A 16397-nucleotide genomic window follows, 5' to 3' on the forward strand; every position below is an offset into this window, starting at 1 on the left:
CCACCGCACTTTATTTTTTACGGCTTTTCTATTCTATTCCTACAAACAATTTTTCTCGCCACGCGAAAGGCTGATTAAGCCTGAACGAACAATTTCAATCAGCGAGCTTTCTTCTTTTAATGCTTTCACAAAAGCATCAAGTTTGTCTTTCGTTCCCACTAATTGAATGGTGTAGGATTTGGTGGTAACGTCCACGATTTGTCCACGGAAGATTTCTGCCAAGCGTTTTAACTCATCACGGGAACTGCCTTGCGCACGCACTTTCACCAACATCACTTCACGTTCAACGTGTTCACAATCGCTTAGGCTGATCACTTTAAATACGTCCACCAATTTATGCAGTTGCTTTTCAATTTGCTCTAGCACTTGCTCATCGCCGTAAGCCTCAATGGTCATACGCGAAAGCGTAGGATCATCGGTGGGCGCAACAGTTAGGCTTTCAATATTAAAGGCACGCTGAGAAAATAAGCCCACCACGCGGGATAACGCCCCTGATTCATTTTCTAATAACACTGATAAAATTCTACGCATTAGGCTTTCTCCGGTTTGGTTAAAATCATTTCGTTCATTGCGCCACCACGCACTTGCATTGGGTAAACGTGTTCCGTTTCATCAACTTTAATATCCACAAAAACAAGTTTGTCTTTAATGGCAAAGGCTTGTGCCAATTTTTCTTCCAATTCTTCAGGACGATCAATTTGAATGCCAACGTGTCCGTAAGATTCCGCAAGTTGGACGAAATCTGGCAGTGAGTTCATATAAGATTGCGAATGACGCCCCGAATAAATCAAATCTTGCCATTGTTTTACCATTCCTAAAAAGCGATTGTTTAGGCTAATAATCACCACAGGAATGCCATATTGTTGCGCCGTGGACAGCTCTTGAATATTCATTTGAATGCTGCCGTCCCCCGTTACACACACCACCGTTGCTTCTGGGTGAGCCAATTTCACGCCTAATGCCGCTGGCAAGCCAAAGCCCATTGTGCCAAGCCCGCCTGAGTTGATCCAATGACGTGGCGCATCAAAAGGATAATGCAAGGCGGCAAACATTTGGTGCTGCCCCACATCTGATGCCACATAGGCTTTGCCCTTGGTTAGGCGATAAACAGTTTCAATCACCTGCTGCGGTTTAATCACGCCACTATTACGATCAAAATCCAAGCATTTCACCGCTTTCCATTCATCAATTTGTTTCCACCAATCGCTCAGATCCGCTTGAGATTTGACTAAGTTATCTTCTTCTAATAAAGCTAGCATTTCGTTTAACACATTTTCTGCGCTGCCCACAATGGGGATCGCCGCAGGGACATTTTTAGAAATGGACGTTGGGTCAATATCAATATGCACCACCTTGGCATTCGGGCAATATTTTTCCAAATTATTGGTGGTACGATCATCAAAACGCACGCCAATAGCGAAAATTAAATCACTGTGGTGCATTGCGTTGTTCGCTTCGTATGTGCCGTGCATTCCTAACATTCCTAAGAACTGTTTATCCGTGCTTGGAAATGCGCCCAAGCCCATCAATGAAGACGTAACAGGCAAATTCAACTGCTTGGCAAATTGGCTAATTTGTGCGCTGCAATTTGCTGTAATCGCCCCACCGCCAAGATAAAGAACCGGCTTTTTCGCCACCAATAAGGCTTTCAAGGCTTTTTTGATCTGCCCTTTATGCCCTTGCACTGTTGGATTATAAGAGCGCAAGCTGATTTCTTGCGGATAGGTATAAGTATATTTATTAGCCGGATTTAGCACATCTTTCGGCACATCAATCACTACCGGCCCTGGGCGACCTGTGGAGGCAATATAAAACGCCTTTTTGATCACTTCAGGCAAATCTTCTGCCCGTTTAACTAAAAAGCTGTGTATCACCACAGGGCGAGAGATCCCCACCATATCACATTCTTGGAACGCATCACTGCCGATTAAGCCAGACATTACTTGCCCTGAAATCACCACCAAAGGCACAGAATCCATATACGCAGTGGCAATCCCTGTAATTGCATTGGTTGCCCCGGGGCCCGATGTGACTAACACACAGCCCACTTCCCCTGTGGAACGTGCATAGCCGTCTGCCATATGCACGGCGGCTTGCTCGTGGCGTACCAAAATATGCTCAATGCCGCCTAATGTGTGGATAGCATCATAAATATCCAATACCGAGCCACCGGGGTAGCCAAAGACAAATTTTACGCCCTGATCACGCAAAGATTGCACAACCATTTCCGCACCTGATAATTTTTTCATTGTTACCTCACAAAAATTTGCGGAATTTGCACCGCACTTCTGTTTTTTCATTAACGATGATTATTTGTAACGGATTGAGAATGGCTTGTCTAGCAAGATTTGAATGAAAAGGGCGGTGATTTTTCAGAATAAATTTCTAAAAATTCTACGAATTCGATATTTTATAAAACAAAATTCAGCTTAAAATAAAAAAATGCGACAATCTGCCGCATTTTATAAAATAGACGAAATAAAATTTTATTTCCAATTTTGTGATCTAGATCACACTCTAACGTCTTTTAAATAAGAAAATGAGCGCAACCAAGGTGATTGCTGTGGCAATAAAGCCAAACACGCCTGAGGCGGTGTAACCGACCACAAGATAGCCCACAATGGTTGCAGCGGCTAAGGTTAAGGCATAAGGTAACTGGGTGGTAACGTGATCCATATGATTACATTTCGCACCTGTGGAAGACAAAATGGTGGTATCGGAAACTGGTGAACAGTGGTCGCCACACACCGCCCCTGCCATTACCGCTGAAAGACAAGGCAACATTAATTCTGGTGCGGCATTGGCGGCAATGGCTGCAGCGATTGGCAACATAATGCCGAATGTCCCCCAGCTTGTTCCTGTTGAGAACGCCATTACAGCACCTAACACGAACAATAAGGCAGGCAGCACTGCCACAGGTAAATTGCCAGAAACAAGGCTAGATAAATACGTCCCTGTTTTCATATCGCCCACAACATTGTTGATTGTCCAAGCGAAGAATAAAATCAAAATTGCACCAAGCATTGATTTTACGCCAAGCCCCCAAGATTTAGCGTATTCTGCAAAACTCACTTGACGATCAATTAAAATACAAAGGGTTGCCACAACAATTGAAGCACAGCCCCCCACGACTAAAGAAATCCCTACCGTAGTGTTTTCAAATGCGCCTAATACAGAGAAAGGTTTACTATCTGCGGCAAGGGCTTCATTACCTGTGTGCAACATCATAAATACCGTTGCGCCAATTAAGGTAACGATAGGTAAAATCAAGTTGCGAACGTGGCCTTTCACGCCGTTTTGCTCATCTTGATCTTCTTCTGCTCTTTCAAGAGCGAGTTTTTCGTGTCTTGCCATTGAGCCAATGTCAAAAGAGAAATACGCCACGAAGAACACCATTAAGATAGAGAAAATCGCATAGAAATTCATCGCACTCATTGCCATAAATGCCCCGATTGGGGTGTAATCTGTAATCGCGTAAGTGGCAAGCAAGCCTGAAATTAAGGTGATAATGTACGCGCCCCAGCTTGAAACAGGCATAATCACACACATTGGCGCAGCGGTGGAATCCAAAATATAGGCTAATTTTGCACGAGAAACTTTGAATTTATCCGTAACAGGACGGGCAATCGCACCCACCGCAAGACTGTGAAAATAATCGTCAATAAAGGTAACAAAGACCAAAGAGGCCGCCATTAATTTCGCTCCACGGCGATTTTTAATACGCTTCTGCGCCCATTCCGCAAAGGCACGATTGCTGCCAGATACGGTTAAAAGTGCGGTCAAAATTCCCAATAATAATAGGAATAAAATGATGTTGATGGTATCAAAGTTCCAACCGTCATCACCATATACTAAAGATTGCACGGTATTCTTTAAATAAATCGCTGTGTTGGCAATGTTGAAATCTGCCAACATTAATGAGCCAATTAAAATACCAATGCTTAAAGATAAAATCACTTTACGAGTGAAAATCGCCAATAATAAGGCTAACAGGGGCGGGACAACCGACCAAATTGATGTGGAATAATCTAAGAGTTCCATTATTGTTCTACCTAAGAATAAGGGAGAACCACTGAAGTTTACTATTTTAAAGAAGGGTGAAAATTTAAAATAAAAGGCAGGCACAATTACCCAACCTAACCAGTAGCGCTCCATAGTTGTTAAAAAGACTATGACAGTAACGTTTCTTTCGAAAACGCTCCCAACCAATTAAAACGACTTTTAATTGATTTCGGCAACTATTCCTTTCCTTTTTCCTCATCGTTATCCACTCAGAAAAAATACTTATAATAGTCGCTCCTCTACATAAGTAGGATCTCGCAAAGATTACAATAAGCAAGGAAAAATGCAAGCATTATCCATAAAAAAGCGATAACTTTTTATCTAAACATCATCTCACCGCACGCAAAGGATTGCGTTATACGAAAATGGAATTTATGCAAAAAACTTGGCAAAATAACACCGCACTTTTATAAAGGAAATAAAAAGAATGAAACATTAAATAACATTTGCTATTTACCTTGAATAATATTTTCGTTATTATAGCCACGTCCTTATTAATTTAATATCATACTTTGGGAGATTAAAAATGAGTGATTTATTAAGATCATTAAGAAATATTCGTAGTTTACGCGCTGTAGCAAAAAATCTAGATGTAGAACATTTAGAAGAAATCTTAGAAAAAGTAAAAACTGTACTTGAAGAAAAACGTGAAGAAGTGGCACAAGCTGCACAACAAGAAGCAGAAAGATTAAAATCTCTTGCTGAAGTGCATAATTTCTTAAAAGAAAAAGGAATTACACCTGAAGATTTAATTTCAGAGCAAACTGCAGCACCAAAAGCACCACGTCAAAAACGCCCTGCTCGCCCAGCGAAATATCAATTCACTGATGAAAATGGCAATGTAAAAACTTGGACAGGTCAAGGCAGAACGCCTTCTATTATTCAACGCGCTTTAGATGCTGGAAAATCATTATCTGATTTTGAAATTTAATTTCTAAGAAAAGTAAAGCCCCTTGGCTTTACTTTTTTTCATCTCAAAAAACCTTACCACACACAACATTATGCGAGAAAATAAAATTCTTCTAACTGATTGTCCTGATGATAAAGGACTCATTTCAAAAATAACCAATATTTGTTATAAACACCAACTCAACATTATTCATAACAATGAGTTTGTCGATTTTGAAACAAAACATTTCTTTATGCGAACTGAATTGGAAGGGATTTTCAATGATGAAACCTTGCTTGCTGATTTAACATTTAGCCTACCAGCCGGAACAAATTGCCAATTAATTAGCACAAAAAGAAAACGCATTGTTATTTTAGTCACCAAAGAAGCCCATTGCCTTGGTGATATTTTAATGAAAAATTATTACGGTGGTTTAGATGTTGAAATCGCTGCCGTTATTGGAAATCACGATACCTTAAGAAATTTAGTGGAACGTTTTGACATTCCGTTTCATGGTATTAGCCACGAAGGATTAACCCGCGTTGAACACGATAAATTATTAGCGGAAAAAATCGATCAATATGCGCCAGATTATATTGTGTTAGCGAAATATATGCGTGTGTTAAACCCTGAATTTGTTGCGCGCTATCCAAACCGTGTGATTAATATCCACCACTCTTTCTTGCCAGCCTTTATTGGCGCAAGACCTTATCATCAGGCTTATGAACGTGGGGTAAAAATTATTGGTGCAACTGCGCATTTCATTAATAATGAATTAGATCAAGGCCCAATTATTATGCAAAACGTAATTAACGTGGATCACACATACAGTGCTGATGCCATGATGCGTGCAGGGCGTGATGTGGAAAAAACCGTTCTCACCAAAGCCTTAGATCTCGCGCTACAAGATCGGATCTTTGTTTATAAAAACAAAACAATTATTCTCTAAAAAATAATGCGGTGCTTGAAACACCGCATTGTTTGATTAATTAAAAGGTATAAGTTAAACGTAAATTAAAGGAACGCGGATTACTCGGCATTGAATCGGAGCGCCAATAAGCTTTATTAAATAAATTTGATACTGCCAAGGTGATATTCACAGGATTAAGGTTATATCCCACCATCGCATCAACACGCGTAAAACTTGGCAGAATGGTTTGTTTATTGTTATTGAAATAATAACGTTTTCCTAAATGCGTTACTCCTGCTTCTAAATAGAGTTTTTCTGTTGGCACATAACGCACAAACAGGTTACTCGTGAAATTTCCCGTATTATTTAAAGTGCGGTTGTTATTTTGCGGATTTTGTTTATCCTCCTTAATTTTTGCGACCATCCAGCCTACTGAAGAACGGATATACCATTTCGGTGCGAGCTGCCCTAATAGGCTTAATTCCACACCTTTGGATTGATCTTTTCCACGCACCGCCCAAACATCAAGAATATCTTTATTAGGACGATAACGAATATTACGGCGTTCTAATTGATAAGCAGATAAGGTGGTACTTAAGGTTTTGTCAAACCAATCGCTCTTAATGCCCACTTCATATTGTTGATTATATTCGGGTGAGGCATTAAACACGTCTTTTTGATCGGTGCTAATCCCTAAATAGCCACGCCCGCCATAAGGTGAGAAACTACGGTTAAAGGAGGCGTAAAGCGTATGTTCTGGTGTAACTTCCCACACAACGCCCACATTTGGGCTGAAGGAATGCCCTTTTGTATCACGACGTTCTTGCTTAATATTTGTGGAGTTAAAACGATAAAAATCGTAACGCCCGCCTAATAGCACTTTTACGTTATCGGTTAATGAAATTAAATCCTGTACAAAAATACCTGTACTATACGCTTTATGGCGATTATTTACCGTCGCATTTGGGTGCTGACGAGCTGGCCATTGATGTCGGCTAAGAAAAGGATCAATTTCTTGATTACGCAAAACAGCCAAAATAGGGTGGCGTTCTTCCTGACTATAATCCAGCCCAATGGTTACTTTATGTTTAAGACTAGCTGTGTCAAATTCACCATTAAAGGTAATATTATTGGTGAATGTTTTATTCCGTGTTTTTTGCCACGCATAGCTTTGCTTTAACGTTTTATCTGTTGCAGAATAAGTTCCTGCAAAATAATGATCAAAATCCTGATCTGCTTGGCGATAAGCCAGCTGCCAATTTACCATCCACTGATCATTAATAAAATATTTGAGATCCGAACGCCAAACTTGCAATTTATCATCGACATAATCCCCATCACGGAAAAAACTATTGCGATAGCCTATTCCCATTTCATCATAAACAGATTTAGCTGGATTGCGATCTGGAATACGCCATTGATAATCGTAGGTATATTGCCCCACCCATTGTAGCCGCCCATCATCACTTTGTAGGCTAATGCTTGGCGAAAACATTCTCCCTTTATTTCTAACCCCATAGCGATAAGCCTCTGCCGCAGAAAGCTCACTAGTTAAACGCACTGCAACATTTTCGTTAATTTTTTGGTTCACATCTAAATTTACACTGCGGCTATTCCAAGAACCATAGGTTACGCCAATATTTCTGCTGGTTGTAAAATTAGCAAATTTACTGACCATATTAATCACACCACCACCATTACTGCGTCCGTATAAAATTGACGATGGGCCTTTTAAAATCTCAACCCGTTCAATATTCGCGGTGCTACGGCGAACTTGACCACTCTCACGAATCCCATCACGATAAATATCACTCGCATCAGCCTGAAAACCACGCAAGTAAATATTTTCACCACGCATATCATAGGTGGCATCAATCCCCGCATTTCCCTCTAAAATAGAACTCAAATCATTGGTTCCATAATTTTTATTTTTCTGAATGTTAATCACATCAACAGTCTGCGGCATTTCTTTGATCGTAAGAAGATTGCGTGTTGCCTGTGCTTCTTCATACCCCACATAGCCCTTTGTGTTGGCGGTTTCCTGTGTGGTAACAACATCAATCGTTGGTAACACGGCCATATACTCTGTTGATGAAGAAATTTCCTCCGCATATAACACCTTGCTAGAACAAACACTTATAACTAAAAGTGCGGTCGTTTTTAAAGGAAAATTTAGAGGGCAAGCTAGTTTCATAAAGTTAGAACTCCTTATCTATTGAACAACAGCCACCTATTCTATTGATAATAATTATTAATTCAACAAATAATAATTATTTTCATTTACATAATGGATAAAATTTCTATATAATCACCGCATTTTTAACCTCCAACCAACATACAAATGAGCAAAACAACAGCAAAATGGATGCGGATTTTGCACCGCTATTTCGGATTTTTATTATTAGTCATTATGTCGATTTATGCCCTGACTGGCATCGTGTTGATTTATCGAGATACCAACATTTTCAAACGTTCAGTCTATATCGAAAAAAACATTTCCCCCCAACTCACTGAACAACAGCTTGGGCAGAAATTACGCATAAAAAATTTATTGATCAGCGAGAAAAAAGATGACGTGCTTTATTTTAAGCAAGGGGAATATCACAGCAAAACGGGGGAAGTAAAATATCACGCAATGGAATACCCAGGCTGGCTCGCTGAACTAAATCGCCTACACTTAGGCAATTCGCAATATCCCTATTCTTGGCTCACTACCCTTTTCGGCATTTCTCTGCTCTTTTTCTGCATAAGCTCCCTATGGCTTATCCCAGGCTCAAAGAAAATGCTAAAACGTAGCCTATGGTTTATCCTGACCGGTGCAGTAATGGCTATGGTTGTGATTTTGACGGATTAGGGGAGGCGAAAAAATAAAGTGCGGTGCAAAATAAGGCGATTTTTTCGCCTTATTCTGGTTTGGTTTGAATTTCTTGCGAAAAGGCTTGCAAGCCTTGTGCGTTGCCTGATTTCACCATGGCTTGCATGGCTTGGGTAGGGGTGTGGATTAATTTATTCATTAGTTTGTAACTTAATTCTTGCAAAATTTGCTCCGCACTTTCGCCTTGCTGTAAGGCACTCAAGGCTTTTTCAAGCATTTCTTGGCGGGTTTGCTCCGCTTCTTCACGATAACGGCGAATTAAATTAGAAAATTGATGCACCTTGAGCCATTCAAAAAAGGCTTGGTTTTCTTCGTCAATAATCTGTTCTGCTTCGGCGGAAGCCTGTTCGCGCTGGGTGAGATTACGCTGAATGATATTTTGCAAATCATCAACGGTGTAATGATAAACGCTTTCCACTTCGCCTGCGCTTTCTTCTACATCACGCGGTACGGCAATATCCACAATCAGCATAGGATTATAGCAACGCTTTTTCTGCGCTTGTTGCACCATTGCTTGGCTGATTAGGGTGTTTGGGCTGCCTGTCGAGCTGATCACAATATCGGCCTGATCTAAGCCTGCTTGAAGATCATCTAACCCTACCACACGAATTTTCTGCGCAGATCCCAATTTTTCCACTAACTGTTCAGCGCGAGCAAGGGTTCGGTTAGCAATGGTTAAACTTTTCACGCCGTGGCGTAATAAATGGCGAGCCACCAATTCGATGGTTTCGCCCGCACCGACAAGTAAAATATTCAGCTGACGTAGGCTGTCAAAAATTTGACGAGCGAGCGTGCAGGCGGTATAGGCCACCGATACGGCATTTTCACCGATACTGGTTTCCGTGCGCACACGCTTTGCAGTGGAAAAGGTTTTTTGGAATAAGCGAGAAAGCTGGCCAGAAATCGCCCCTTGATGTTGCTGATAATAATCCTCACTCAGCTGATAGGCTTGCTTCACTTGCCCTAAAATTTGCGGCTCACCCAACACAAGGGAATCCAATCCGCACGCGACACGCATTAAATGCTGCGTAGCAAACTGGTTTTGTTTGACATAAAGGCTGTGCTTGAGTTCTTCTTTGTCGATCTGATGAATTTCGCTCAGCCAGTCAATACATTGGCGTTGCCATTGGGCATCATCTTGTGGGGAAATAGCTTTATTATGAAAATACACTTCCGTGCGGTTGCAGGTGGACAAAATCACGGCACTGTCTGCCAAAGCAGCTTGCTCGATTTGTTGCAATGCCTGCTCGCGTTTTTCATCAGAAAACGCCACTTTTTCACGCAATGCCACAGAAGCGGTTTTATGGTTAATGCCTAAAACAAGAATTGTCATAAATTAATTGAAATTTGACCGCACTTTCGGTCAAGCCCCCACAAAATAAAAAGAAAGAAAATAAAAACTTGCTCATTCTAAGCAATTATTTGCCATTGAGCAAATAGGATTGCCCTTTCGTAGCGAAAAGCAAAATTTTTGTTCAATTTACTGCTGATCTTTTAATTGTCGCCATTGGGTAAATTGCGCCAAATTTTCTGCTTGTAAGAACGGATTGATTCGTTTTTCTAGCCCTAAGGTGGTAGGTAAACTTGGCTGGTGCTGTTGGCGTAGATCAGCAATTTTCGCTACATAATCTGTCAAAAATACCGATTTTGGCAACACTTTCTCGGCAAACTGTAAATTGCTTAAGGTATATTCGTGCGCAGGGCAAACAATAGTGCTATCAAGCAAGGCTTTGAGCCGCTGGAGCGAATCAAACATTTGTGCGTAATCCCCCGTAAACACGCGGCCACAGCCGCCGGAAAATAAGGTATCACCACAAAATAAATGGCCGTCCACCACAAAACTCACGTGATTTTCCGTGTGTCCGCCCGAGGGCAGCACTTGGATTTGATAATGCGTGGTGCGAATTTCCCCTTCATTAATGATTTGCGTTGCGCCCAAGTCTGCGGTTTCTTGTGGGCCAAACACAGGGACATTGGGATAATGCTGTTTAAATTCAGCCAAGCCGCCAACGTGATCTTGATGCTTATGGGTAAGTAGCACCGCTTCCACTTCAAGCTGATGTTGCTGTAAATAAGCAAGCAGAGGCGCACTTTCTGCGATGTCGATCACAATTACAGGTAAATTTTCTCGTGCATACAGCCAAATATAGTTATCATCAAGAGCAGGAATGGGTACTAACATATTGATCCTTATTAAAAATGAAGTGGAATATTCTAAACAATGCACAAATAGAAACACCGCTAAGCTGGCAACAAGTGCCACAAGGTGCGCGCTATTGTAGCCTAATTCAGCAATATTTAACAAAGCACTTTGCACAAATTTCGGGAGATTATTGCCTCAAATTGGGCGCGTTAAGTGGTGAAGTGGCGTATTATCCTTGCGATCAACAAATTATTGTGAGCGAAAAAATTCCGCAAAATTTGACCGCACTTTCACAATGCCCACACATCGATTTGGTGCAAGCTCGAGCCACGGCGCTGCCTTTTATTGATGAATGTTTCTCTGCCTGCTTGCTTGCGCACGGCTTGCATTTCACCGTTGATCCGCACCAAGTGTTACGCGAAATTACGCGTACGCTCAATCAAGACGGGATCTTATTTCTTTCATTATTTAATCCACTCAGCCTATTTTCCCTTAAACAACATTTGCCTTTTGGCACAAATAAATTGCCGTTTCACCCTTATTTTGCCAGTCGGATTGTGGATTGGCTGAGCCTGCTCAATTTCGATCTGCTTGATCAGCAATGCTTATCCTTGCAAGGAAAACCCCATTATTTTGGCGAAATGATGATCATTGTGGCCCAAAAGCGCACGCTGCCAATGACCTTAAATCCCCAAACATCGCCCTTTTCCCCTGTTCTCAACCCAGCTAATGCTTTTCGCCAAGCCGCCAAAGCGGAAAGGCTTATCAAAGACAACTCATTGAAATAACAAGCTAGTTTTGCTTTTTAACAGGATTTCCCCTTGCTGAATAGGCGAAACTTGCCTATTATGCACGGCTCAATATGATTCGCCCCTTGGACAATATGAAATAACGGAGAACAGGAAATGACCGAACAAACCTTTATTCCCGGCAAAGACGCCGCTCTTGAAGATAGCATTGCAAAATTTCAGCAAAAATTGACCGCACTTGGTTTCGATATTGAAGAAGCCTCGTGGCTCAATCCCGTGCCGAATGTTTGGTCTGTGCATATTCGTGATAAAGATTGCCCGCAATGCTTCACTAACGGTAAAGGGGCGAGCAAAAAAGCGGCGCTGGCTTCTGCTTTAGGGGAATATTTTGAACGTCTCTCCACCAACTATTTCTTTGCCGATTATTACCTTGGTCAAGATCTTGCCAATGCGCCTTTTGTACATTATCCCAATGAAAAATGGTTTGAAATTGAAGATGAAACCGAACTGCCCGAAGGCATTTTAGATGAGCATTTATTGGCTTATTATGATCCCAATGGCGAATTAACACCTGATTTATTGATCGATCTCCAATCGGGCAATGCAGAACGTGGCATTGTGGCAATGCCTTATGAGCGCCAATCCGATAACCAAACGGTGTATATTCCACAAAGCATTATCGCCAACCTTTATGTTTCCAATGGAATGTCCGCAGGCAACAGCTTGTTTGAAGCACGTGTGCAAGGGCTTTCAGAAGTGTTTGAGCGTTATGTGAAAAACAAAATCATTGCAGAGGCCATTAGCTTGCCGCTTATTCCACAAGATGTAATGCAGCGCTACCCTGCAGTGCAAGAAGCCATTGCCACCCTTGAACAAGAAGGCTTTCCAATTTTAGCTTATGATGCGTCCTTAGGCGGGAAATATCCTGTAATCTGTGTGGTGTTGCTCAATCCACAAAATGGCACTTGCTTTGCCTCTTTCGGCGCGCACCCTAATTTTGGCGTGGCATTGGAACGCACGGTAACTGAATTATTACAAGGCCGCAGCCTGAAAGATCTTGATGTGTTCACGCCGCCTTCTTTCAATAATGATGATGTGGCAGAACACGCCAATTTGGAAACGCATTTTATTGATTCAAGCGGTTTAATTTCTTGGGATTTATTCAAACAAGAGAGCGATTATCCTTTTGTGGACTGGGATTTTTCTGGCACAACGGAGCAAGAATATCAAAATTTGATGGCAATTTTCCAAGCGCTCAATCAGGAAGTCTATATTATGGATTATCAGCATCTCGGCGTTTACGCTTGCCGCATTATTGTGCCGGGAATGTCGGATATTTACCCTGCGGACGATTTAATCTACGCCAATAACAATATGGGAATGGATTGGCGCGAGATCTTGCTTGATTTACCCCATTTCCATCACGATCAAGACACTTATCAAGAATTGCTTGATGAGCTTGACGAACAAGGCATTGATGATGCTACCCGCGTGCGTGAGTTTATTGGCATCGTGCCACCGCCAAAATCGGGCTGGACAACCTTGCGTATTGGTGAACTCAAAGCAATGCTCTATCTTGCCACACAAGATTTAGAAAATGCCTTAGATTGGGCAAGCTGGACACTAAATATGAATCAATCGGTATTCACATCAGAACGCGCGAATTATTACCGCTGTTTAGTCAATAGCCTAGAATTATTCCTTGATGAAAACCGCGATCCCGCTCAATATCGTGCGGTATTTGAGAAAATGTATGGCAAAAGTGCGTTGGAATTTGCTTGGAATGCCATTCAAGGCGGCAATCCGTTCTATGATTTATTGGCTGATGATGAGCATTTACAACAATTCCACGCGCATCAAAAATTACTCAACGCCTATCATAAATTGCAAAAAGCCAAAACAGACTACTGGCAAAGTGCGGTTTAAGATAAAATAGAAAATAAGGCGTGCAACCGCCGCCTTACTTATCCAATGTATTTTTTTGTGATCTGTGCCAAAGAAATAAATTGAGATTAAGGTTATGATACCAAAGGCTCTTTTCTTACCATAAGGAGTTTTTTATGCAAAATTGGACACCCGAAATGTGGCAACCTGCCCTAATTGGTTTAGTAGTAGGTTTTGTCCTCGCTTATTTATTATTACGCTTTACTAAGGATTCAGTGAAAAAACAAGTGAAAACGGAAGCTGAATTACAAAAAGTAAAATCCGAATTGGATCAACAAAAACAACATTTGGAAAAACATTTTTCTGAAAGTGCAGATTTATTGAAAACCCTCGCGCAGGATTATCAAAAACTGTATCAACATTTAGCGACCTCTTCTGTTCAGCTATTACCTCAATTAGAAAATAAATCGTTATTTGAGAACCAACTCGAACAAAAAAAACCAGAAGAAACTACCACAGAAGCCGAAAACAGCTCTGAAGAAAATGCCCCAAGAGATTATTCTGAAGGATCTTCAGGTATCTTAAAAGCCGAAAAATAGTCCTTAATGATTTCCTAACCCTTTGAAAAACGGTGAGTTTTAAAACAACACACCGTTTTTATTGTCCGCTAATTTCAAGAATATATAAAACCCATTAAACGAATCAGATTTTTAGTGTAAAATACGAGCCATTCTCAATTAAAAAGATGTAAGGATATTTCTATGGCATACACCACTTTCTCACAAACCAAAAACGATCAGCTCAAAGAACCAATGTTCTTCGGGCAAAATGTCAACGTCGCCCGTTACGATCAACAAAAATACGAAACCTTTGAAAAACTAATAGAAAAGCAACTTTCTTTCTTCTGGCGTCCCGAAGAAGTGGACGTGTCGCAAGATCGCATTGACTATGCCGCCCTACCCGAACACGAAAAACATATTTTTATCAGTAACTTAAAGTATCAAACTCTGCTTGATTCCATTCAAGGTCGTAGCCCAAATGTGGCGCTATTGCCATTGGTTTCTATTCCTGAACTGGAAACGTGGATCGAAACTTGGACATTCTCTGAAACCATTCACAGCCGTTCATACACCCACATTATCCGCAATATCGTCAATGATCCTTCTATCGTTTTTGATGATATTGTGACTAACGAAGAAATCATCAAACGTGCAAAAGACATTTCTGCCTACTACGATGATTTAATCCGCGACAGCCAGCTTTACAGCCTTTATGGTGAAGGCACGTACACCGTGGACGGCAAAGAATGTGTCGTCACCCTACGTAATCTGAAAAAACAACTTTACCTCTGCTTAATGAGCGTAAACGCCTTAGAAGCCATTCGTTTCTATGTATCTTTCGCCTGCTCTTTCGCCTTTGCTGAGCGCAAACTGATGGAAGGTAACGCGAAAATCATCAAATTTATCGCCCGTGATGAAGCATTACATTTAACCGGTACTCAACACATTCTAAACATTATGGCAGCAGGGCAAGATGATCCTGAAATGGCTGAAATTGCCGAAGAATGTAAGCAAGAAGCCTATGAACTTTTCCTAGCTGCCGCGGAACAAGAGAAAGAATGGGCTGATTATTTATTTAAAGATGGTTCAATGATTGGCTTAAATAAAGATATTTTGGTGCAATATGTAGAATACATCACCAATATCCGTATGCAAGCAGTCGGCTTACCATTGCCATTTGAAGCCCGCTCAAACCCAATCCCTTGGATCAACGCGTGGTTGGTGTCGGACAATGTACAAGTCGCCCCACAAGAAGTGGAAGTGAGTTCTTATCTTGTTGGTCAAATTGATTCAAAAGTCGATACCAGCGATTTTGGGGATTTTGATCTGTAATAAATTTATGGAAAATTCTGACCGCACTTTTAGATAATTAAAGTGCGGTTATTTTTTTCTTTGTTTTTTAGATTGCGCTTTAAGTTTAATTGAACGCTTTTTCTTTGACGTTGATAAGTTCCATTTTTCTAAACTTTTATTTTCATTCGGGCAATTTACACGGGGAGTAAAACGGTTAAAGTTTTTACCTCATAACTCCAACTCCAAATCACTTTCCACTTGGCAGCAGCAAAGTAGCACTTCATTTTCATTTACAAAAGCAAGTGGGGGTTCATTATAGCGGACTTTACCCTTTTTTATTTTTGTGCGACAAGCGCCGCAATAACCCGAACGGCACTGATATTCTGGATAAATGCCGTTGATTTCTAATTTTTGGAGTAACGACATTTCGTTGTAGTGTTCAAGGGTGATTTTTTGTTTTAATAGGGTGATTTTCATCGTTTAAAATGGAATATTGAAATAATAGTGTTCGAGTAAAATTTTCTTTTTTTGCTTTAAATTGCTTTTTTCTTTGGGTTGATAACGGGTTTCGCCGTTGGCGACTTCCTTTCTTTTGCTTACCCAAAAGAAAGGAAGCAAAGAAAAGGGAACCCCGATCAAACAGCTTTTTCCTCATTCCAATAAAATTTTCTTTACGAAAAATCAGCCTGATGTTCGCTTCGCTCTCGCTCGGCGTGATTTTTCTAAAAATTTTATCTCCACTCGGGCGGTTTGGACGGGGAATACGGTTAAGGCAAATTTTAAAGTGCGGTGGGAATTTTTGAAGTTTTAAAATTCTGTAGAAAATAGCCGCACTTTTCATATTACAAAATAGGAAAATAAATCTCTTCACCTACTTTGCTCTAATTTTCAAACAAAATGTAGAAGAGAGAAAGAATTAATCTCCCCTGTAAATTGCCTTCATTTTTAACAAATTTTTAGAAAAGTAACGCCTGAACGCAGCGTAGCGAGTATGGGCTTACTTTTCGTCAAGAAAATTTGTTAAAAATGAAG

15 protein-coding genes and 1 riboswitch are annotated in these 16397 nt (G+C 40.8%); of the genes, 7 read left to right on the forward strand and 8 right to left on the reverse strand.

Going from position 1 to position 16397, the window contains the following annotated elements; translation table 11 throughout:
- Positions 1-39 precede the first annotated feature (39 nt).
- The 3 genes from ilvN to C3007_RS02575 form a co-directional block, all read right to left on the reverse strand.
- Positions 40-531, reverse strand: coding sequence for an acetolactate synthase small subunit (ilvN, locus tag C3007_RS02565; protein WP_017805703.1), 492 nt, complete (start codon positions 529-531; stop codon positions 40-42).
- Complete coding sequence (locus tag C3007_RS02570; RefSeq protein WP_103852947.1) at positions 531-2249, reverse strand: acetolactate synthase 3 large subunit; 1719 nt, start codon at positions 2247-2249, stop codon at positions 531-533. The genes ilvN and C3007_RS02570 overlap by 1 nt, the downstream gene beginning before the upstream one ends.
- 268 nt (positions 2250-2517) lie before the next feature.
- Complete coding sequence (locus C3007_RS02575; RefSeq protein WP_103852948.1) at positions 2518-4041, reverse strand: Na+/H+ antiporter NhaC family protein; 1524 nt, start codon at positions 4039-4041, stop codon at positions 2518-2520.
- 95 nt (positions 4042-4136) lie between these two features.
- Positions 4137-4312: riboswitch (Lysine riboswitch) on the reverse strand.
- Positions 4313-4588: 276 nt separating this feature from the next.
- Between C3007_RS02575 and C3007_RS02580 the strand changes: the two genes are divergently transcribed.
- Both C3007_RS02580 and purU read left to right on the forward strand, forming a co-directional pair.
- Entirely contained in the window at positions 4589-4993 is a 405-nt protein-coding gene (locus tag C3007_RS02580) for an H-NS family histone-like protein (protein WP_103852949.1), read from the forward strand.
- Positions 4994-5063: 70 nt separating this feature from the next.
- Positions 5064-5900 (forward strand): formyltetrahydrofolate deformylase, encoded by an 837-nt coding sequence (gene purU / locus C3007_RS02585; protein ID WP_103853061.1) that lies wholly within the window; start codon positions 5064-5066, stop codon positions 5898-5900.
- 40 nt (positions 5901-5940) lie between these two features.
- Here the strand turns inward: purU and C3007_RS02590 are convergent, their stop codons facing one another.
- Complete coding sequence (locus C3007_RS02590; RefSeq protein ID WP_207763687.1) at positions 5941-7980, reverse strand: TonB-dependent receptor; 2040 nt, start codon at positions 7978-7980, stop codon at positions 5941-5943.
- Positions 7981-8202: 222 nt separating this feature from the next.
- On the opposite strand from C3007_RS02590, the gene C3007_RS02595 reads away from it, so the two are divergent.
- A complete protein-coding gene (locus C3007_RS02595; protein ID WP_103852951.1) occupies positions 8203-8715 on the forward strand; it encodes a PepSY-associated TM helix domain-containing protein in 513 nt (170 codons plus the stop codon).
- A 49-nt stretch (positions 8716-8764) separates the two neighbouring features.
- Here the strand turns inward: C3007_RS02595 and hemA are convergent, their stop codons facing one another.
- Together hemA and gloB are read right to left on the reverse strand one after the other, a co-directional pair.
- Entirely contained in the window at positions 8765-10069 is a 1305-nt protein-coding gene (gene hemA / locus C3007_RS02600) for a glutamyl-tRNA reductase (RefSeq protein ID WP_103852952.1), read from the reverse strand.
- A 147-nt stretch (positions 10070-10216) separates the two neighbouring features.
- Positions 10217-10918 carry a hydroxyacylglutathione hydrolase gene (gloB, locus tag C3007_RS02605; RefSeq protein WP_103852953.1) on the reverse strand — a complete coding sequence of 234 codons (702 nt, stop codon included), beginning with the start codon at positions 10916-10918 and terminating at the stop codon, positions 10217-10219.
- A 17-nt stretch (positions 10919-10935) separates the two neighbouring features.
- On the opposite strand from gloB, the gene C3007_RS02610 reads away from it, so the two are divergent.
- The 4 genes from C3007_RS02610 to nrdB all read left to right on the forward strand — a co-directional run bounded on the left by C3007_RS02610 (position 10936) and on the right by nrdB (position 15404).
- On the forward strand, positions 10936-11667 hold the full coding sequence (locus tag C3007_RS02610; RefSeq protein WP_103852954.1) for a class I SAM-dependent methyltransferase: 732 nt from the start codon (positions 10936-10938) through the stop codon (positions 11665-11667).
- A gap of 117 nt (positions 11668-11784) precedes the next feature.
- Positions 11785-13554 carry a 30S ribosomal protein S12 methylthiotransferase accessory factor YcaO gene (gene ycaO / locus C3007_RS02615; protein WP_103852955.1) on the forward strand — a complete coding sequence of 590 codons (1770 nt, stop codon included), beginning with the start codon at positions 11785-11787 and terminating at the stop codon, positions 13552-13554.
- Between the two features lie 134 nt (positions 13555-13688).
- Positions 13689-14111 carry a Z-ring associated ZapG family protein gene (locus C3007_RS02620; RefSeq protein ID WP_103852956.1) on the forward strand — a complete coding sequence of 141 codons (423 nt, stop codon included), beginning with the start codon at positions 13689-13691 and terminating at the stop codon, positions 14109-14111.
- 162 nt (positions 14112-14273) lie between these two features.
- Positions 14274-15404, forward strand: a complete 1131-nt coding sequence (gene nrdB, locus C3007_RS02625; RefSeq protein ID WP_103852957.1) for a class Ia ribonucleoside-diphosphate reductase subunit beta — start codon at positions 14274-14276, stop codon at positions 15402-15404.
- A gap of 189 nt (positions 15405-15593) precedes the next feature.
- Here nrdB and yfaE read toward each other — a convergent pair whose 3' ends face one another.
- Both yfaE and C3007_RS11515 read right to left on the reverse strand, forming a co-directional pair.
- Positions 15594-15842, reverse strand: a complete 249-nt coding sequence (gene yfaE, locus C3007_RS02630; RefSeq protein ID WP_103852958.1) for a class I ribonucleotide reductase maintenance protein YfaE — start codon at positions 15840-15842, stop codon at positions 15594-15596.
- Positions 15805-16206, reverse strand: coding sequence for a hypothetical protein (locus C3007_RS11515; RefSeq protein ID WP_165779943.1), 402 nt, complete (start codon positions 16204-16206; stop codon positions 15805-15807). The genes yfaE and C3007_RS11515 overlap by 38 nt, the downstream gene beginning before the upstream one ends.
- Positions 16207-16397 lie beyond the last annotated feature (191 nt).

Origin of the sequence: Avibacterium gallinarum, from assembly GCF_002921135.1 — a bacterium.
GTDB lineage: Bacteria > Pseudomonadota > Gammaproteobacteria > Enterobacterales > Pasteurellaceae > Avibacterium > Avibacterium gallinarum.